Origin of the sequence: Oerskovia enterophila, assembly GCF_044748475.1 — a bacterium.
Classification (GTDB): Bacteria; Actinomycetota; Actinomycetes; order Actinomycetales; family Cellulomonadaceae; genus Oerskovia; species Oerskovia enterophila.
This window is the reverse complement of sequence record NZ_JBIVFZ010000001.1, coordinates 913,527-932,002: the sequence shown is the minus strand read 5'-3', so window position 1 is coordinate 932,002 and position 18,476 is coordinate 913,527. Positions and strand designations below refer to the sequence as shown.

The following is an 18,476-nucleotide window of genomic DNA, read 5'->3' as shown; positions in this document are numbered from 1 at the left end:
GGAGTCCTCATGTCCACGACCGCCGTCCCCGACCGCCCGCCCACCCTCGTCAGCGACGCGCCCCTCCCCGCGGGCCTCACCACCGCGATCGACGACGCACGCTCCCCCGGCGCGCGCCGCCGTCGGCCTCTCGCACTGGTCCTGGTCGCAGCCTCGCTGCCCATGTTCATGGCCACGCTCGACAACCTCGTGGTCACCGGCGCCCTGCCCGTGATCTCCCAGGCGCTGCGGCCGAGCGTCGAGCAGCTCCAGTGGTTCGTCAACGCCTACACGCTCGCGTTCGCGACCCTCATGCTCGTGGCGGCCTCGCTCGGCGACCGGTTCGGACGCCGCCGGGTGTTCGTCGTCGGGATCGCCGTCTTCACGCTCGCGTCGGTCGCGTGCGCGCTCGCCGACACCCCGTCCGCGCTCATCGCGGCCCGCGCCGTGCAGGGTGCGGGCGCTGCCGCGATCATGCCGCTGTCCCTCGCGCTCATCGCCGACGCCGTCCCCCGTGCCCGCCGCGCGCTCGCGATCGGGATCTGGGGCGGCGTCTCGGGTCTCGGCGTCGCGCTCGGGCCGCTCGTCGGCGGCGCGGTCGTCGAGGGCATGAGCTGGGAGGCGATCTTCTGGATCAACGTGCCCGTCGCGCTCGTCGCCGTCCCGCTCGTGCTCGTCGTGCTGCGCGAGTCGTTCGGCCGCCGCGGGCCGATCGACCTCGTGGGCCTCGCGCTCGCCGGGACCGGGGTCTTCGCGGGCGTCTGGGGCATCGTCCGCGGCAACGAGGACGGGTGGACGTCCGCGGTCGTCCTCTCGCTGCTCGCCGGGTCGATCCTGCTGCTCGTGGCGTTCGTCGCGTGGGAGCAGCACCTCGCCCGCCGGGGCGGCTCGCCCCTCGTCCCGATGCGCCTGTTCCGCTCGCGCAGCTTCGCCATCGCGAACGTGTCCGGCTTCGCGTTCTCGCTCGGCATGTTCGGCGCCGTGTTCCTGCTGATCCAGTACTTCCAGATCGCCGAGGGCCTCTCACCGCTCGAGGCAGGGGTCCGCACGCTCCCGTGGACCGCGGCCCCCATGCTCGTCGCACCCGTCGCCGGCATGCTCGCGCCGCGCCTCGGCATCCGGACGCTCCTCGTGACCGGGTTGACCCTCCAGACGCTCGCGCTCGCCTGGCTCGCGGTCGTCTCGTCCGGCGCGACGTACGCGCAGCTCGTCCCGGCCTTCGTGCTCGCGGGGATCGGCATGGGTCTGACGTTCGCGCCGAGCGCGACGGCCGTCCTGGTCGACATGGACGAGTCCGACAACGCGACCGCGAGCTCGACCAACTCGACGCTCCGGGAGGTCGGGGTCGCGCTGGGGGTCGCGGTCCTCGTCGCGGTCTTCCAGGCCGCGGGCGGAGCGCTGACACCGGAGCTCTTCACGGAAGGCCTGCCGGCCGCGCTGTGGGTCGGCGCCGCGAGCGTGGGGGTGGGGGCGGTCGCCGCGACGTTCCTGCCGCGCCGCTCCGCCCGCCCGACGGCGTAGCGCACCCCGCCGGGACGGGTCCGGTGGGGTGCGGGGCAGGTGGCCCAGGACAGCGGAACGGCCGGCCCCAGCAGGGACCGGCCGTTCCGTGTGCTCGTGCTGCCGCACCCGCCCGATGGCTCGGTGGGGTGCGCGGGCGCGCCGTCAGGCGGGCGCGACCTCGTCGGAGTCCGCAGACCCGCCGGCCTCGACCTCGTCGTCAGCGGCAGGCTTCTTGTACGGGTCGGCGTCGCCGGCGTACGTGGCCTTCTCGCGCAGCGCGGCCAGCTCGGCATCGCGACGTGCAGCCTCGTGGAGGGCGACGTCGAGGTGCGCGGCGGTGTCCGGCACGGAGTCGAGGTGGAACTCCAGGGACGGCGTGAGCCGGATCCCCGTCTGCTTGCCGACCTCGGAGCGGATGATCCCCTTGGCGCTCTCGAGCGCCGCGGCGGTCCCTGCCCGCTCCTCGTCGTTGCCGTAGACCGTGTAGAACACTGAGGCGTTCTGCAGGTCACCGGTCACACGCACGTCGGTGATGGTCACGAACCCGAGACGCGGGTCCTTGATCCGGGTGTCGAGCATCTGCGCCACGATGACCTTGATCCGGTCAGCGAGCTTGCGAGCCCTGGGCTTGTCGACCATGGTTCAGTCCTTTCATCAGAGGGCCCCGCAGGAAGTCAGCTCCTGGTGGGCCCTTCGGGCCACGTCCTGAACGAACAGCTCCGCCGACGCCGGACCGTGAGGTGTGGCGGGTCGTGGTGGGTCTGGCACGGGCCGCCAGGCCCGCGGTAGACCCGCCACACCTCACGGGTAGGCGTCAGCGGAGAGGTACGTCAGCTACGCGGCTTCTCCCGCATCTCGAACGTCGCGATCGTGTCGCCGACCTGCAGGTCGTTGAACGAACCGAGACCGATACCACACTCGAAGCCCTCGCGGACCTCGGTGGCGTCGTCCTTGAACCGCTTGAGCGACTCGACCGTGAGGTTGTCGCCGATGACGGCTCCCCCACGCAGGACGCGTGCCTTGGTGTTGCGTCGGATCTCGCCCGAGCGGACGATCGAACCGGCGATGTTCCCGAACTTGGAGGAACGGAAGACCTCGCGGATCTCGGCGGTGCCGAGCTGCACCTCTTCGTACTCGGGCTTGAGCATGCCCTTGAGTGCAGCCTCGACGTCGTCGATCGCCTGGTAGATGATCGAGTAGAAGCGGACGTCGACGCCCTCGCGCTCGGCCAGTGCCTCGACACGCTCGCCGTACTTGACGTTGAACCCGATGATGATCGCGTTGTCCACGGTCGCCAGGTTGACGTCGTTCTGGGTGATCGCACCGACGCCGCGGTGGATGATCCGCAGCTGGACCTCGTCGCCGACGTTGATCTGCAGCAGCGCGTCCTCGAGTGCCTCGACGGCACCGGAGACGTCGCCCTTGAGGACCAGGTTGAGGGTCTCGACCTTGCCCTGCTCGAGCGCCTGGGCGAAGTCCTCGAGGCTGACGCGCTTGCGACGCTTGGCCAGGAGGGCTGCGCGCTCGGCTGCCTCGCGCTTCTCGGCGATCTGACGGGCCGTGCGCTCGTCCGGAGCCACGAGGAACGTGTCACCGGCGCTGGGCACGGACGCGAGCCCGAGCACCATCACGGGGCGGGCGGGGCCCGCCTCGGTGACGTTGTTGCCGTGCTCGTCGAACATCGCACGGACGCGTCCGTGAGCGGTGCCCGCGACGATCGCGTCCCCGACGTGGAGCGTGCCGGACTGGACCAGGACGGTCGCGACGGCGCCGCGGCCCTTGTCGAGGTTCGCCTCGATGGCGACGCCTCGTGCGTCCTTGTCCGGGTTGGCGCGCAGGTCCAGCGAGGCGTCCGCCGTGAGGAGGACGGCCTCGAGGAGCGCGTCGATGCCCTGGTTCTGCTTGGCGGACACGTCGACGAACATGGTGTCGCCGCCGTACTCCTCGGCCACCAGGTTGTACTCGGTGAGCTGCTGGCGGATCTTGGCGGGGTTGGCCCCCTCCTTGTCCACCTTGTTGACCGCGACGACGATCGGCACGCCGGCCGACTGCGCGTGGTTGAGCGCCTCGACCGTCTGCGGCATGACGCCGTCGTCGGCTGCGACCACGAGGATCGCGATGTCGGTCACCTGGGCACCACGAGCACGCATGGCGGTGAACGCCTCGTGACCCGGGGTGTCGATGAACGTGATGGGACGGTCGACGCCCTCGTGCTCGTGACGGACCTGGTAGGCACCGATGTGCTGCGTGATGCCGCCGGCCTCGCCGGAGATGACGTCGGTCTGGCGGATCGCGTCGAGCAGTCGGGTCTTACCGTGGTCGACGTGACCCATGACCGTGACGACGGGCGGACGGGCCTGGAGCTCGTCGTCGCCCTCGCCCTCGAGCTCGGCGTCCAGGTCGATGTCGAAGGCACCGAGGAGCTCGCGGTCCTCCTCCTCTGCGGAGACCATCTCGATGACGTACCCGAGCTCCGCGGCGAGCGAGCCGAACGTGTCCTCGTCGAGGGACTGCGTGGCGGTCGCCATCTCACCGAGGTGGAAGAGCACCGTCACGAGGCTCGCGGGGTTCGCGTCGATCTTGTCCGCGAAGTCGTTGAGCGAGGAACCGTGACGCAGGCGCACGACGGTCGAGCCGTTCCCACGGGGAACCTGCACGCCACCCAGCGAGGGGGCCTGCATCTGCTCGAACTCCTGGCGCTTCGCCCGCTTCGACTTGCGCCCACGGACGGGGCGCCCTCCTGCACGACCGAAAGCACCCTGGGTGCTGCCACGACCTGCGCCACCGCGGCCACCGCCACCGGGGCGACCGGCGAAACCGCCGCCACCACCAGGAGCGCCGCCGGGGCCTCCGCCTGCGCCACCGGGACGACCGGCGAAGCCGCCACGACCGCCACCGGCACCGCCGGCGCCGCCACCCGGACGACCGCCGGGAGCGGGACGGTCACCGGGGCGACCGATCGAGGTACGACCGGGCATCATGCCCGGGTTGGGACGGGGACCACCCGGACGCGGTGCAGGACGGGGACCACCGGGACGGGGTCCGCCGGTGCGCTCGGCGCTGCCTGCTGCTGCTGCGGGGTTGGCGTTCGCTGCCGGGTCGGCTGCGCGCTCGGGGCGTGCACCCGGACGAGGCATGCCCTGGCTCGAGGCGAACGGGTTGTTGCCCGGGCGCGGGGAGCCGGCGCGCGGCATGCCCTGGCTCGAGGCGAACGGGTTGTTGCCAGGACGCGGGGAGCCGGGACGGCCGCCCCCACCGGTTCCGCCGGAGCCGCCGGGGCGGGCTGCTGCGGGACGCGGGCCGGGCGCGGGGGCGTTGCCGCCACCTGCCGGCTTGGGCGATGCCGACGGCTTGCGCTCGGCAGCGGGAGCCGGCGTGGCGGCGGGCTTGGCCGCAGCAGGGGCTGCGGGCGTGGGCTCGACGAACGCGGGGCTCGCTGCTTCCTTCTGGGGTGCCGGCGCCTTGGGCGCGGCGGGTGCCGGCGCGGGGGCAGCGGGCGCCGGTGCTGCAGGCGCAGCCTCGGCGGCCGGCACGGGCTTGGGCGCGGCCGGACGTGCCGGCGCGGGCTTCGCGGCGGCGGGCTTGGCGGGAGCGCTTGCGCTCTCCGTGCCACCGGCCGGGAAGGTGTCGCGCAGCTTGCGGACGACCGGCGGTTCGATGGTCGAGGATGCCGAGCGGACGAACTCACCGAGTTCCGTCAGCTTGGTCATGATGGTCTTGCTCTCCACCCCGAGCTCCTTTGCGAGCTCGTAGACGCGGACCTTTGCCACAACTCTCCTGTCTCGGCCCACCCGAAACAGGGAGGACCGTCTTTAGTGCTGGGTGCTCATCGCTGGGTACTCATCGGGTGCCCATCGGCTTCTAACCCGCTTCCTTGTCGACGATTCGTGCGGTGTTCGTGCGGTACTGGCGCGGCTCGGCTCGGGCGGCGCTGGTGCGCCGCCGACCGGGACCGCCGACTTGACGATGACTGGCGATGACTGACGACGGGTCAGTCTTCCCTGTCGAGATGGGCGTGAGCTCCGGCGAGGTCCACGGGTCCTGCGAGACGCAGCGCCCGGGGAAAGGCTCGTCGACGCTCGGCCAGCTCGAGGCAACGCCGAGCATCGTGGAGCCAGGCGCCGCGCCCCGGGAGCGACCTGCCGACATCGACGACGAGCCGAGGCTCTGGAGTGTCAGGCTGGTCCACCACGAGGCGGAGAAGAACAGACCGTAGGTCACGCTCCCGGCAGCCGACGCACGTCCGAACGGGCGCGTGAGCGCCTGAAGGGTCGTGCGACGGATTCCGGACCCGTGGCCCAGTCAGGGACAGTCTAGCGCGCCCGCTCACCGAGTGTTACCCGTTTCCGTCGCCGGAGCCCGGTCCGTCGACCTCGTCGAGGCCTCCACGGGCCCGGTCGTCGCCCGCACCGGGGTGCGCGCCCTCGTCCGAGCGGATGTCGATGCGCCACCCCGTGAGCTTCGCGGCAAGCCGGGCATTCTGCCCTTCCTTGCCGATCGCGAGGGACAGCTGGAAGTCGGGGACGACCACGCGTGCGGCGCGAGCCTCGGCGTCGACCACGGTGACAGACGTCACACGGGCCGGCGACAGCGCGCTCGCCACGAACTCCGCCGGGTCGTCGCTGAAGTCGACGATGTCGATCTTCTCGCCGTGCAGCTCGGCCATGACCGCGCGCACGCGCCCACCCATGGGGCCGATGCAGGCGCCCTTGGCGTTGAGGCCCGCGACGCGCGAACGGACCGCGACCTTGGAGCGGTGACCGGCCTCGCGGGCGATCGCCATGATCTCGACCGAGCCGTCGGCGACCTCGGGGACCTCGAGCTCGAAGAGCTTGCGGACGAGGTTCGGGTGCGTGCGGCTCAGCGTGATCTGCGGGCCCTTCATGCCGCGTGCGACGTCCAGGACGTACGCGCGCAGCCGCTCGCCGTGGACGTAGTCCTCGGTCGGGACCTGCTCGTGCGGCGGGAGGACCGCCTCGGTGCCGCCCACGTCCACGAGGACCATGCGCGGGTCGTTGGCCTGCTGGATGATGCCCGCGAGGACCTCACCCTCCTTGCCGCGGAAGTTGCCCAGGATCTGGTCGTCCTCGGCGTCCCGCAGCCGCTGCACGATGACCTGGCGTGCCGTCGCGGTCGCGATGCGCCCGAAGTCCTTGGGCGTGTCGTCGAACTCGGGGCCCAGCACGGGCGCCCGGTAGCGCCGGACGGGCTCGCCGTCCTCGTCCACCTCGTCGGCGGCGTCGTCGGCGTCCTCCTCGGCCGGGATCTCCTCGCGCGCCCAGACCGTCACGTGGCCGGTACGGCGCTCGAGCTCGACCCGCGCGCGGGCGTGCGCGTCAGGGGTCCGGTGGTAGGCGGAGAGCAGCGCCTGCTCGATCGCTGCCACCAGGATGTCGAGGCTGATGTCCTTCTCGCGCTCCAGCAGGCGCAGCGCGCTCATGTCGATGTCCATCGATCAGACCTCCTCGTCGTTCGGGGCGATCGCCCCGGGGTTCTCGTCAACAGCCATCTCCGGGCCGAGGTCTGCCTCGAGCGCACGCTTGAGCTCGACCTGGATGGCGCCGCGCGTCACGTCGTCGAGCGCCACCGAGTCCACGGGAGCCCCGGTGAGCAGCAGGCGGCCGTCCTCGACCTCGCGCAGGCGCCCTTCGACGCTTGCGCCGTCCGTGAGCGTGAGCCTGACGATGCGGCCGCGGGCGCGCTTGAAGTGGCGCAGCTCGGTCAGGGGGCGCGAGGTGCCGGGCGTCGAGATCTCGAGCGTGTACGCACCGGGGAACGCGTCGGAGGCGTCGAGCGCGTTGTTGATCTCGCGCGAGACCTCTGCGACGGCGTCGAGGTCCAGGTTGCCCACCGCGTCCTCGGGCAGGTCCACCGTGATGCGGACGACCGAGCGGCTGCCTGCCAGGGAGACGGTCACGTCCTCCAGGTACAGGCCCGCTGCCTGCACCGCAGGTTCCACGACCTGACGGACCCTGTCCGCACCGGCCTGCTTCGCCTTGTTCATGTCTCGGTCTCCCGTCGGCTTCCAGAGCCCACCGGGCTGAAGGAATCGACCGGTGTGCTGTTGTACGGGATCAGCCTAACGACTCACCCGCCAGGAACGTGACATCATCACCCTCGATGACTGCCGAACCGACTCCGCGCCTCCACCCGTCGAGCCCCTCGGGCGACGCCCCGCCGTCCGCTTCGCCCGGATATTCACGGGTCCGGGCTCGGTGGCGTCGTCCGGCCGGTCGCGCGGTGGTGTCGATCGTCACGTCGCTCACGCTGCTCACCGTGGCCGGCTGCGGGCTGCGCCTGGAGACCCCGCCCCCGACCGAGCCCGTGCCCGACGCCCAGGAGACGCTGCGGCGCGACGCGGTCGACGGCGCGCTGCTCGTGGGCGAGCTCGCCGTCGCGGCGGGCGCGACGTCGTCGGGCCTGGACGCGACCTCGCTCGCGACGCTCGCCGAGGCGGGCACCTTCGCCGACCTCCACGTGACGCAGCTCGGCGGCGTCTACGACTCGGGCCTCCCCGAGCCCGACGGCGACACCGACGAGCCCCCGTCCGGCGCGACCGAGCAGCCGACGACTCCCACGACCGCGACGCCCGCCGAGGTCCTCGACGCGCTGGCCGCCTCGAGCGCGAGCATGCGCGAGGGGATCGACCAGACCGACGACGGCCCGTTCGCCCGGCTGCTGACGTCGATCGTGTCCTCGCAGGACGCCTCTGCGCGTCAGCTCGCGGCCTCGACGGGCACACCCCTGCCCGAGTCCCTCGCGCTCCCGACCGGCCTGCTCGTGCCCGAGACCACGCCGTCGGGGCTGACCGCGACGGACCTGTCGACCATCATCGAGGCCGAGGACGCCGCGGGGTACGCGTTCGAGGTCCGCGCGGCCCTCGCGGACGGCGACGTGCGCGCCGCAGCCCTCGACCGCGCGGTGCTGCACCGCGCCCGGGCAGAGGCCTGGGCCCAGGCGGCGGGCACCGCGGGAGGGGCGCAGGACCCGCGCCGGGTCGCCTACTCGGTCCCGGCCGACGTCCCGACGGCGGAGCTCGCCGTCCAGCTCGAGTCCTCGCTCGCTGAGTCGTACGCCGCGCTCACGGCCGAGGCCGGCACGGGGACCCGCCTGCCGCTCGCCGACCTGTCGACCGAGGCGAGCCTCGCGGCCGTCGCGTGGGGAGCTCCCCTCGCAGCGTTCCCGGGTCTGCCCGAGCAGTCGACCACTCCCCCGGCGGCCGGCTGAGGACGCTCCTCCACGACGGCGGACGGGCCGGGTCCAGGAGCATCGCTCCCGGACCCGGCCCGTCCGTCGTCGGCCCCTGCCGCCGGGGCGGCCGGGGAGAGATCAGGCCAGCAGCTCGGCGACCTTCTCGGTCACGAGGTCGGCGACGCCTGCGACCGGCACCTGCGCGGGCTCGCCGCCCTGGCGCGGGCGCACCTCGACGACGCCGTCCGCGAGCCCGCGGCCCACGACCACGACGAGCGGGGCGCCCAGGAGCTCGGCGTCCTTGAACTTCACGCCGGGCGAGACCTTGGGCCGGTCGTCGTACAGGACCTCGACGCCGCGCGCCGAGAGCTCGGCCGTGAGCGACGCGGCGGCCTCGAAGACCGCCTGGTCCTTGCCCGTGGCGACCACCTGGACGTGCATGGGAGCAACGTGCGCGGGCCAGGCGAGGCCGGCCTCGTCGTGGTTGGCCTCGGCCAGGGCGGCGAGCGCGCGCGTCACGCCGATCCCGTACGAGCCCATGGTCACGACGACCTGCTTGCCGTTCTCGTCGAGGACCGTCAGGCCCAGGGCCTGCGCGTACTTGCGTCCCAGCGCGAAGATGTGGCCGATCTCGATGCCGCGCGCGAGCTCGAGCGGACCCGAGCCGTCGGGCGCGAGGTCGCCCGCACGGACCTCGGCGGCCTCGATCGTGCCGTCGGCCGTGAAGTCGCGACCGGCGACCAGGTCGAACACGTGCCTGCCGTGCTGGTTCGCGCCCGTGATCCAGCGGGTACCCTCGACGACGCGCGGGTCCAGGAGGTAGCGCACGGCCGAGTGCGACGACGCGGGGGTCTTGCCCTCGGCCGGCACGGTCACCTGGGGGCCCTGCGGGCCGAGCACCTCGGGGCCGATGTAGCCCTTGACGAGCTCGGGGTGCGCGGCGAAGTCGGCCTCGCCCGCGGGCTCGACCTCGGCGGGCTCGACCGACGCCTCGAGGCGCTTGAGGTCCACCTCGCGGTCGCCGGGCAGGCCCACGACGAGCACCTCGCGGCGGCCGTCGGGGTGCGTGAGCGCGAGCACGACGTTCTTGAGCGTGTCGGCCGCGGTCCACTCGCGGTCGGGGCGCGGGAAGCGCGCGTTGGCGAGCGCGACGAGCGAGTCGATCGTCGGGGTGTCGGGGGTGTCCTCGACGTGCGCCGCGGGCGCGTCGTCGTAGGGCAGGGCCTCGGGCACGGGCGTGACGACGGCCTCGACGTTGGCCGCGTAGCCGCCGGGCGAGCGGACGAACGTGTCCTCGCCGATCGCGGTCGGGTTGAGGAACTCCTCGCTGCGCGAGCCGCCCATGGCCCCGGACGTCGCGGCCACGATCACGTACTCGAGACCCAGGCGCGTGAAGATCCGCTGGTAGGCGGCGCGCTGGTTCTGGTACGAGGCCTCGAGCCCCTCCTCGGTCACGTCGAACGAGTACGCGTCCTTCATGATGAACTCGCGGCCACGGATGAGGCCCGCGCGCGGACGCGCCTCGTCGCGGTACTTCGTCTGGATCTGGAACAGCGTGAGCGGCAGCTCCTTGTAGGACGAGTACATGTCCTTGACGAGGAGCGTGAACATCTCCTCGTGCGTGGGGGCCAGCAGGTAGTCGCCGTCCTTGCGGTCCGTGAGACGGAACAGGTTCGCGCCGTACTCGTCCCACCGGCCCGTGGCCTCGTAGGGCTCGCGCGGCAGCAGCGCCGGGAAGTGGACCTCCTGGCCGCCCGCGTCCTCCATCTCCTCGCGGACGATCGCCTCGACCTTGGCGAGCACGCGCAGGCCCAGCGGGAGCCAGGTGTAGATGCCGGGGGCGGCACGACGGATGTAGCCAGCGCGCACGAGGAGCTTGTGGCTCGCGACCTCGGCGTCGACCGGGTCCTCGCGCAGCGTCCGCAGGAACAGGGAGGTCATCTTGAGGGGCTTGACGGGGGGACCGACCACCCGGCTGGAGGCTGAAGACATGGGCCCGATCCTACCGTCGCGCGACGCAGCACCCCGCAGAGACTCCGAGGCCGTTCCCGGTCGGTCCGCGAGGCGGCCGGCCGGCCGTGACTCGTCGGCGGTGCGCGTCCGCGCGGGAGCGGGCACCATGGAAGCGTGCCCGAGCTGCCCGAGGTCGAGGCGCTCGTCCGGTTCCTCGACGAGCGCGCGACCGGTCACGTCGTCGTCGCGGCCGACCTCGCCTCGATCGTGGCCCTCAAGACGTTCTCCCCTCCCCTGTCGGCCCTGGTGGGCGGAACGGTCACGGGTGCGTCGCGGCACGGCAAGTGGCTCGACCTGGCGGTGCGTCCCGCGACCGCAGGCTCCGGGGCGGGCGGGGGCGCCGCGGGAGCCACGAGCGCAGTGCCCGACGACGAGCTCCACCTGGTCTTCCACCTCGCCCGGGCGGGCTGGTTGCGCTGGTCGGAGGACGCGCCGACCACGCCGGTGCGCCCCACCTCGAGCAGGGGCGGCGTGCGGGCGGTCCTCGCGCTGCGGATCCGGTTCGACGACGGCTCGGGGTTCGACCTGACCGAGGCGGGCACGCGCAAGCGGCTCGCGGTCCACGTGGTCCGCGATCCCGCCGAGGTCCCCGCGATCGCGACCCTGGGCGTCGAGCCCCTCGGTCCCGACTTCACGATCGCCGAGCTCTCACGCCTGCTCGCGGCACGCAACCAGCAGCTCAAGGGGTTGCTCCGCGACCAGCGGCTCGTCGCCGGGATCGGCAACGCGTACTCCGACGAGATCCTGCACGCCGCCAGGACGAGCCCGTTCCGCCTGACCCGCAGCCTCGAGGCCGACGACGTGGCCCACCTGCACGCCGCGATCCGCGACGTGCTCTCCGAGGCCGTCGCGACGTCGTCGGGCAGGCCGGCCGCCGAGCTCAAGGACGCCAAACGACGCGGGATGCGCGTCCACGGTCGCACGGGCGAGGCCTGCCCGGTGTGCGGGGACGTCGTCCGCGAGGTCTCGTTCGCGGACCGCAGCCTGCAGTACTGCGCGACGTGCCAGACCGGCGGGCAGGTGCTCGCCGACCGGCGCATGTCCAAGCTCCTGCGCTAGCGACCGGCGGCCGCCCTCAGAAGAGGACGGTCGCGAACGTCCCGACCTGCTCGAACCCCACTCGGCGGTACGTCGCGAGCGCGCGCTCGTTGTACGCGTTGACGTAGAGCGAGACGATCGGTGCGATCTCGCGTCGCGTGATCTCCACGACGGCGGCCATGCCCGACTCCGAGAGGCGACGCCCGCGGAGCTGCGGATCGACCCACACGCCCTGGACCTGCACGACCGCGGTCGTGACCGCACCGAGCTCGGCCTTGAAGGCCACGGTGCGCTCGGGCAGCGCGACCGCGGCGAGCGGGTCCCTGTCCCCGTTCGGCAGCGACGGAGCGGGCACACCGCCCGCGAGCCGCACGAACGAGCGCCCCGACGTGATGAGCCCGCGCACGCGCTCGGCGTACGCGTTGCCGCCCGCCGCGACCGGCGAGTACCCGACCTCCTCGACGAACATGCGCACGCACGCGGGCAGCACGAGCGGGAGCTCGGCGGGCACCGACCGCCGGACCATCGGGTCCGGCTCGACCTCGGGCGCACGGTCGATCATGAGCGAGGGCTGGTCGTCGCGCACGTCGCGGGCTGCGGGCCAGTGCTGGGCCAGGCGGTCCCACAGCCCCAGCGCAGCCGCGCGCTCGCCCACGATCGACGACGCCCGGCGACCGAACCGGCGCGCCAGGGCCGCGAACGCGTCGAGCGCCTGCGCGTGCTCGGCACCGGCCAGGGGGACGACCGGCACCAGGTTCGCCCCTGCCCAGCAGATCGCGAGCAGCGGACCCTGCGCGGGGAAGCCCCACACCTGTCCGCCGCTCAGCGACAGTCGTGTCGCCTCGACGATCCGTGAGGCGGCCAGGACCGAGCCGACCGGGTCCAGGGCGCACACCGCGAGCGCGGCCGGGACGTCCGCGTCCGTCAGGACACGGGCGGCCTCCGGCCGGGACCACGGCCCCGGGGGGTGCCAGCGCGCCATCGCCGCAGGCTCAGCCGACGGTGACGACCGGCGGGCCGGCCTGTGCGTCGTTCTCCGGCGTCATGGTCTCGGCGATGCGCATCGCTTCCTCGATGAGCGTCTCGACGATCATGGACTCCGGCACGGTCTTGACGACCTCGCCCTTGACGAAGATCTGGCCCTTGCCGTTGCCCGACGCGACGCCGAGGTCTGCCTCGCGCGCCTCGCCCGGGCCGTTCACGACGCAGCCCATGACCGCGACGCGCAGCGGGACCTCCATGCCCTCGAGACCCGCGGTGACCTTCTCGGCGAGCGTGTAGACGTCCACCTGGGCGCGACCGCACGACGGGCACGAGACGATCTCCAGCTTGCGCGGACGCAGGTTGAGCGACTGCAGGATCTGGATGCCGACCTTGACCTCCTCGACCGGCGGGGCCGAGAGCGAGACACGGATCGTGTCACCGATGCCCTTGCTCAGCAGCGCACCGAAGGCCGTGGCCGACTTGATGGTGCCCTGGAACGCCGGGCCCGCCTCGGTCACACCGAGGTGCAGGGGCCAGTCACCGCGCTCGGAGAGCAGCTCGTAGGCCCGCACCATGACGACCGGGTCGTTGTGCTTGACCGAGATCTTGAAGTCGTGGAAGCCGTGCTCCTCGAAGAGCGACGCCTCCCAGACCGCCGACTCGACGAGCGCCTCCGGGGTGGCCTTGCCGTACTTGGCGAGCAGACGCGGGTCGAGCGACCCGGCGTTGACGCCGATGCGGATCGAGGTGCCCGCGTCGGAGGCCGCGCGAGCGATCTCCTTGACCTGGTCGTCGAACTTGCGGATGTTGCCCGGGTTCACGCGCACCGCAGCACAACCCGCGTCGATCGCCGCGAACACGTACTTGGGCTGGAAGTGGATGTCCGCGATCACGGGGATCTGGGACTTCTTCGCGATCGCCGGCAGCGCGAGCGCGTCGTCCTGGCTGGGCACCGCGACACGCACGATGTCGCAGCCGGACGCGGTCAGCTCGGCGATCTGCTGGAGGGTCGCGTTGATGTCCGTCGTCGGCGTCGTGGTCATCGACTGGACGCTCACGGGGGCGTCGCCGCCGACGTCGACCTTGCCGACCTTGATCTTGCGCGTCTTGCGGCGCGGCGCGAGGACCGGCGGGGGTGCTGCTGGCATGCCAAGGCTGATGGGTACGCTCACGGACCTAGTATCCCCCGCCCAGCACCCGGGCCGCGCCCACGGGCCCACCCCGCCCCGCTCCGCACGCGACTCTTCGCGAGATCTTCACCGTGCGGCCGGTCAGGTGAGCCGGACCGGGTTGACGATGTCCGCGTAGATCAGCAGCAGCCCCATGCCGAGCAGGACGACCCACATGGCCAGCCCCAGCGGGACGAGCCGTGCCACGTCGGCGTGCGCCGGGCGCGGCAGCCCACGGACCTTGGCGACCTGACGCTTGGCGCCCTCGTACAGCGCACCCGCGATGTGACCGCCGTCGAGCGGCGGCAGCGGGATGAGGTTGAACGCGAACAGCGCGATGTTGAGCGAGGCCAGCAGGCTCAGCATGGTCGCGACCTGCCCCACGAGGTCGCCCTCGCCCGCGTCCAGGAGGTCGGCCGCCACGATCGTGACCCCGACGGGACCGACGGGCGAGCTGGGGTCGCGCGCCTCGTCGCCGAACGCGGCCTGGCCGATGTCGACGAGCCGTGCGGGCAGCGAGACGATGATCGCGGCCGTGCCGCTCACCTGCTGCCAGATGGCCTCCGGGACCGCCGACAGCGGCTCGGAGACACGCTCCTGGGTCGGAGCGACACCGACGTACCCCGTGGGCCGGAGCACCAGCTCTCCCGCGTCGTCGCGCACGTACTGGCCGTCGTCGCCCACGACCGGTCGCTCGACCTCGGCCGGGGTGATCTCGAGCGTCGTGCGCTCGCCGTCGCGCTCGACCACGACGGGCACGGTCTCCCCCGCCGCCCCCGTGATCTTGCCGACGAGCGAGTCCCACGACGTGACGGGCTCGCCGTCGAACGAGACGATCGTGTCGCCGGGCTCCAGGCCTGCCTCGGCCGCCGGGGTGAGCGGGTCGTCGGCCGTGCACTCGTAGTCCGCCGGGGCCGTGGCGGGCGTGACGCACTGCGGGACGAGCCCCACCGTCGTGGTCGCCTGCGGCAGACCGATGCCCACCAGCACGATCGTCATGAGCACGAACGCGATCACGAGGTTCATGAACGGTCCACCGAACATCACGATGACCTTCTTGGGCACCGAGAGGTTGTAGAACGCGCGCGGCTCCTGCCCGGGGAGGATCTCCTCGGCACTCATCTCGCGAGCGTCCTGGACCATGCGCCCGAAGAACCCGTCCGACTGCTTCTTGCCCGCCGGCGCCGGCGGGTACATCCCCACGAGCCGCACGTAGCCGCCCAGCGGGATCGCCTTGACCCCGTACTCGGTCTCGCCCTTGGTGCGCGACCACAGCGTGGGGCCGAACCCCACGAAGTAGTGGCTCACGCGCACGCCGAACTTCTTGGCCGGGACCATGTGCCCGACCTCGTGCAGCGCGATCGACACCAGGATGCCGACCAGCACGACGAGGATCGCGATCACCGCGGTCATGAGAGCTCCGTTCGGGGAGGTTGTGGGGTCCGGGACGACTCCAGGACGGGTGCGAGACGGTCGGAGGGTCGTGGCAGACCGTCCCGGACCGGACGGGGCGAACCTACCGCCGATCGCTGGACGATGCCTGAGACCGCCCGCGCCCCGTGAGGCGCCCGCCGCGCGCCCACCTCAGCGCTGCGCCAGGATCTCGTGGGCCCGCGCACGGGCCCACGTCTCCGCTGCCGTCACGTCGTCCAACGTGACCGCCGCCCGCGAGGTTCCCCGGTGCTCTCCGAGGACGCGCTCGACCGTCGCGACGATGTCCAGGAACCCGATGCGGCCCTCCAGGAACGCCGCGACGCACTCCTCGTTGGCCGCGTTGTACACCGCAGGGTGCGTCGCGGAGGCCGACGCCGCCTCGCGCGCGAGACCGACCGCGGGGAAGAGCGCCTCGTCGAGCGGCTCGAACGTCCAGGCCGTCGCCGCCGTCCAGTCGCACCCGGCGGCGACCTCGCCCAGGCGGTCCGGCCAGCTCAGGCCGAGCGCGATGGGCAGCCGCATGTCCGGGGGCGAGGCCTGCGCGATCGTCGAACCGTCCACGAACTCGACCATCGAGTGCACGACCGACTGCGGGTGCACCACGACCGCGATCTCCTCGGTCGGCACGTCGAACAGCAGGTGCGCCTCGATGAGCTCGAGGCCCTTGTTCATGAGCGTCGCGGAGTTGATCGTCACGACCGGGCCCATGGCCCAGGTCGGGTGCGCGAGCGCCTGCTGCGGGGAGACGGCCTTGACGTCGTCCCGCGCCCAGCCGCGGAACGGCCCGCCCGACGCCGTCAGCACGAGCCGACGGACCTCCTCGCGCCGACCCGAGCGCAGCGCCTGCGCGATCGCCGAGTGCTCCGAGTCGACGGGGACGATCTGGTCCGGACGCTGCCTCGCGTCCTGGACCAGCACGCCGCCCACGACGAGCGACTCCTTGTTGGCCAGCGCGAGCGTCGAGCCCGCGCCGAGCGCGGCGAGCGTGGGACCGAGGCCCACCGACCCCGTGATGCCGTTGAGCACGACGTCAGATCCCGCCCCCGCGAGCTCGGTCGCGGCGTCCGGACCGACCAGCACCTCGACCGGCCGAGCCCCCGCGCGGGGAGCCCGGGCCGCCAGGGCGGCCTCGACCTCGACGGCCCGTGCAGGGTCCGCCACACCCACGCGCTGCACGCCGAGCGCGACAGCCTGGTGCGCGAGCAGCTCGGCGTTCGCGCCGCCGGCCGAGATCGCGTCCACACGGAAGCGGTCGGGGTGGCGGGAGATCACGTCGATCGCCTGGGTGCCGATGGATCCGGTCGACCCGAGGAGGGTCACGCTGCGCAGACTCATGGGGACATCCTCCCAGGTGCGAGGACCGCCCGAGGCGCGCTGCGGCGTCGGGCAGGCCTCACGCACGACGTCACTCGACGCCGAGCAGCACCTCGATGGCCCGGGCGAAGAACGCGTCCACGGGCCCCTCGGCGTAGCCGTCCTTGCCGCGGCGACGCGCGAACGTCGCGCTGCGGATCTCGGCGGCCGTGATGGGCTCCTGGCGGTCGAAGTACGCCACCAGGCGGTCGCACAGGTCGTCGACGTCGTCCATGTCGTAGCCCGACTCGCCCCGGCCTGCCGGTGCGAAGCGCTCGCCGTCCGGACGACCCAGCCGGCCGTACAGGCTGCGCGCCCGCTCGGCCAGGGCGTTCATCCAGGCCTGCTGCCCGTTGACCGCGACGTACTCGGCGCGCTGGCGGGCGATGAACGCGCCCTCCAGGCGGTCGAGGGCCGCGTCGACCTCGTGGGTGTCGTACCCGCCACGGACCAGGTCGAACATCGAGACCTGGATGTCCGTGCTCGTCAGGCGCTCGGGCTTCTTGCCCTCGTAGACCTGACGGGCGTGGTCGAAGAACTCGTCCACCTCTTCGGGGTCGTACCCGTTGCGCACCTTCGAGACGGTGCTGAACAACGCACTCACTCTTCCTCCTCGGCTGCCAGCTGTCCGCACGCACCATCGATGTCGCTGCCACGTGTGTCACGAATAGTGGTCGGAATCCCGTGCCCGCGCAAGCGTGCGACGAACTCGTCCTCCACGTCGCGCTCGCTGGCCGTCCAGATCGAGCCCGGCGTCGGGTTGAGCGGGATGGGGTTGACGTGCACCCAGCCCGAACCGCGCGCCGTGAGCTTCTCGCCCAGCAGGTCCGCCCGCCAGGCGTGGTCGTTCATGTCCTTGATGAGCGCGTACTCGATGCTGACGCGTCGACCCGTGACCTCGAAGTAGTTGCGTGCCGCGTCGAGCGTCTCGTCGACCGACCACCGGGTGTTGATCGGGACGAGCTCGCTGCGCAGGTCGTCGTCCGGCGCGTGGAGCGAGAGCGCGAGCGTGACCGGGATGCCCTCGGCCGACAGCTTGTTCATCGCCGGGACCAGACCCACGGTCGAGACGGTGATGTTGCGCGCCGACATGCCCAGGCCCTCGGGGGCCGGGGCGATGAGCTGGCGGATGGTGCCCATGACGGCCTTGTAGTTGGCCATCGGCTCGCCCATGCCCATGAAGACCAGGTTGTTGAGCCGGGCCGGGCCGCCGGGGATGTCGCCGTCGGCGAGCGACTTCGCGGCCGAGCGCACCTGCTCGACGATCTCCGCGGTCGACAGGTTGCGGGTCAGACCGAGCTGGCCCGTCGCGCAGAACGGGCACGCCATGCCGCAGCCGGCCTGGCTCGAGACGCACAGCGTCGACCGGTTCGGGTACCGCATGAGGACCGACTCGACCTTGGCCGCGTCGAAGAGCTTCCAGAGCGTCTTGACGGTCGTGCCGCCGTCCGCCTGCATCACGCGCGCGGGCGTGAGCAGCTGCGGGAACAGGTTCTCGACCAGCAGGTCGCGCGAGGCCTTGGGCAGGTCCGTCATGTCCTCCGCGGCACTCGTGTAGTGCGCGTAGTAGTGCGTCGCGAGCTGCTTGGCACGGAAGGGCTTCTCCCCCAGCTCCACGACGGCCGCCGTCCGTTCCTCGGCAGAGAGGTCGGCGAAGTGACGCGGGGGCTTCCCGCGGCGGGGTGCCGACATGACGAGCGGCAGCGGCTTCGATTCGACGGACGGGCGAACAGACATGGTGGATCCAGAGGTTGGAACGGGTGGAACAGGTCAGATCAGGCACGCACCGAGGCGGTCCGGAGCGAGCGTGCG

Annotated in this window: 15 protein-coding genes; 3 read left to right on the top strand and 12 right to left on the bottom strand. The window is 72.3% G+C overall.

Annotated elements, in window-relative coordinates; translation table 11 throughout:
- The first annotated feature begins 9 nt into the window (after positions 1 to 9).
- A complete protein-coding gene (locus ACIPWA_RS04085) occupies positions 10 to 1,500 on the top strand; it encodes an MFS transporter (protein WP_082608711.1) in 1,491 nt (496 codons plus the stop codon).
- A gap of 144 nt (positions 1,501 to 1,644) precedes the next feature.
- Here ACIPWA_RS04085 and rbfA read toward each other — a convergent pair whose 3' ends face one another.
- The 5 genes from rbfA to ACIPWA_RS04060 form a co-directional block, all read right to left on the bottom strand.
- The gene (gene rbfA / locus ACIPWA_RS04080) at positions 1,645 to 2,121 is read right to left on the bottom strand and encodes a 30S ribosome-binding factor RbfA (protein ID WP_056762073.1); all 477 of its coding nucleotides are present in this window, start codon (positions 2,119 to 2,121) and stop codon (positions 1,645 to 1,647) included.
- A 191-nt stretch (positions 2,122 to 2,312) separates the two neighbouring features.
- Positions 2,313 to 5,252, bottom strand: a complete 2,940-nt coding sequence (infB, locus tag ACIPWA_RS04075) for a translation initiation factor IF-2 (protein ID WP_068625605.1) — start codon at positions 5,250 to 5,252, stop codon at positions 2,313 to 2,315.
- Between the two features lie 221 nt (positions 5,253 to 5,473).
- Complete coding sequence (locus tag ACIPWA_RS04070; protein WP_369819006.1) at positions 5,474 to 5,671, bottom strand: YlxR family protein; 198 nt, start codon at positions 5,669 to 5,671, stop codon at positions 5,474 to 5,476.
- 147 nt (positions 5,672 to 5,818) lie between these two features.
- Positions 5,819 to 6,934, bottom strand: coding sequence for a transcription termination factor NusA (gene nusA, locus ACIPWA_RS04065; RefSeq protein WP_056648709.1), 1,116 nt, complete (start codon positions 6,932 to 6,934; stop codon positions 5,819 to 5,821).
- A 3-nt stretch (positions 6,935 to 6,937) separates the two neighbouring features.
- Positions 6,938 to 7,486, bottom strand: a complete 549-nt coding sequence (locus tag ACIPWA_RS04060; RefSeq protein WP_056648707.1) for a ribosome maturation factor RimP — start codon at positions 7,484 to 7,486, stop codon at positions 6,938 to 6,940.
- Positions 7,487 to 7,602: 116 nt separating this feature from the next.
- On the opposite strand from ACIPWA_RS04060, the gene ACIPWA_RS04055 reads away from it, so the two are divergent.
- Positions 7,603 to 8,709 (top strand): DUF4439 domain-containing protein, encoded by a 1,107-nt coding sequence (locus ACIPWA_RS04055; RefSeq protein WP_400288265.1) that lies wholly within the window; start codon positions 7,603 to 7,605, stop codon positions 8,707 to 8,709.
- Between the two features lie 102 nt (positions 8,710 to 8,811).
- On the opposite strand, the gene ACIPWA_RS04050 is transcribed toward ACIPWA_RS04055, so the two are convergent.
- Positions 8,812 to 10,665 carry a proline--tRNA ligase gene (locus ACIPWA_RS04050; RefSeq protein ID WP_400288263.1) on the bottom strand — a complete coding sequence of 618 codons (1,854 nt, stop codon included), beginning with the start codon at positions 10,663 to 10,665 and terminating at the stop codon, positions 8,812 to 8,814.
- Positions 10,666 to 10,800: 135 nt separating this feature from the next.
- Here ACIPWA_RS04050 and ACIPWA_RS04045 point away from each other — a divergent pair, with 135 nt between their 5' ends.
- Positions 10,801 to 11,745 carry an Fpg/Nei family DNA glycosylase gene (locus ACIPWA_RS04045; protein ID WP_400288262.1) on the top strand — a complete coding sequence of 315 codons (945 nt, stop codon included), beginning with the start codon at positions 10,801 to 10,803 and terminating at the stop codon, positions 11,743 to 11,745.
- A gap of 16 nt (positions 11,746 to 11,761) precedes the next feature.
- Here ACIPWA_RS04045 and ACIPWA_RS04040 read toward each other — a convergent pair whose 3' ends face one another.
- The 6 genes from ACIPWA_RS04040 to rlmN all read right to left on the bottom strand — a co-directional run bounded on the left by ACIPWA_RS04040 (position 11,762) and on the right by rlmN (position 18,401).
- Positions 11,762 to 12,706: a GNAT family N-acetyltransferase gene (locus ACIPWA_RS04040; RefSeq protein ID WP_400288260.1), complete on the bottom strand. Its 945-nt coding sequence runs from the start codon at positions 12,704 to 12,706 to the stop codon at positions 11,762 to 11,764.
- 10 nt (positions 12,707 to 12,716) lie between these two features.
- A complete protein-coding gene (ispG, locus tag ACIPWA_RS04035; RefSeq protein ID WP_191805698.1) occupies positions 12,717 to 13,856 on the bottom strand; it encodes a flavodoxin-dependent (E)-4-hydroxy-3-methylbut-2-enyl-diphosphate synthase in 1,140 nt (379 codons plus the stop codon).
- Between the two features lie 123 nt (positions 13,857 to 13,979).
- Positions 13,980 to 15,290, bottom strand: a complete 1,311-nt coding sequence (locus tag ACIPWA_RS04030; RefSeq protein ID WP_068625609.1) for a M50 family metallopeptidase — start codon at positions 15,288 to 15,290, stop codon at positions 13,980 to 13,982.
- Positions 15,291 to 15,461: 171 nt separating this feature from the next.
- Entirely contained in the window at positions 15,462 to 16,646 is a 1,185-nt protein-coding gene (dxr, locus tag ACIPWA_RS04025) for a 1-deoxy-D-xylulose-5-phosphate reductoisomerase (RefSeq protein ID WP_056648694.1), read from the bottom strand.
- Positions 16,647 to 16,716: 70 nt separating this feature from the next.
- Positions 16,717 to 17,268, bottom strand: coding sequence for a DivIVA domain-containing protein (locus ACIPWA_RS04020; protein ID WP_056648692.1), 552 nt, complete (start codon positions 17,266 to 17,268; stop codon positions 16,717 to 16,719).
- Positions 17,265 to 18,401 carry a dual-specificity RNA methyltransferase RlmN gene (gene rlmN, locus ACIPWA_RS04015; protein ID WP_056648690.1) on the bottom strand — a complete coding sequence of 379 codons (1,137 nt, stop codon included), beginning with the start codon at positions 18,399 to 18,401 and terminating at the stop codon, positions 17,265 to 17,267. Before rlmN ends, ACIPWA_RS04020 begins: the two co-directional genes overlap by 4 nt.
- Positions 18,402 to 18,476: the final 75 nt, after the last annotated feature.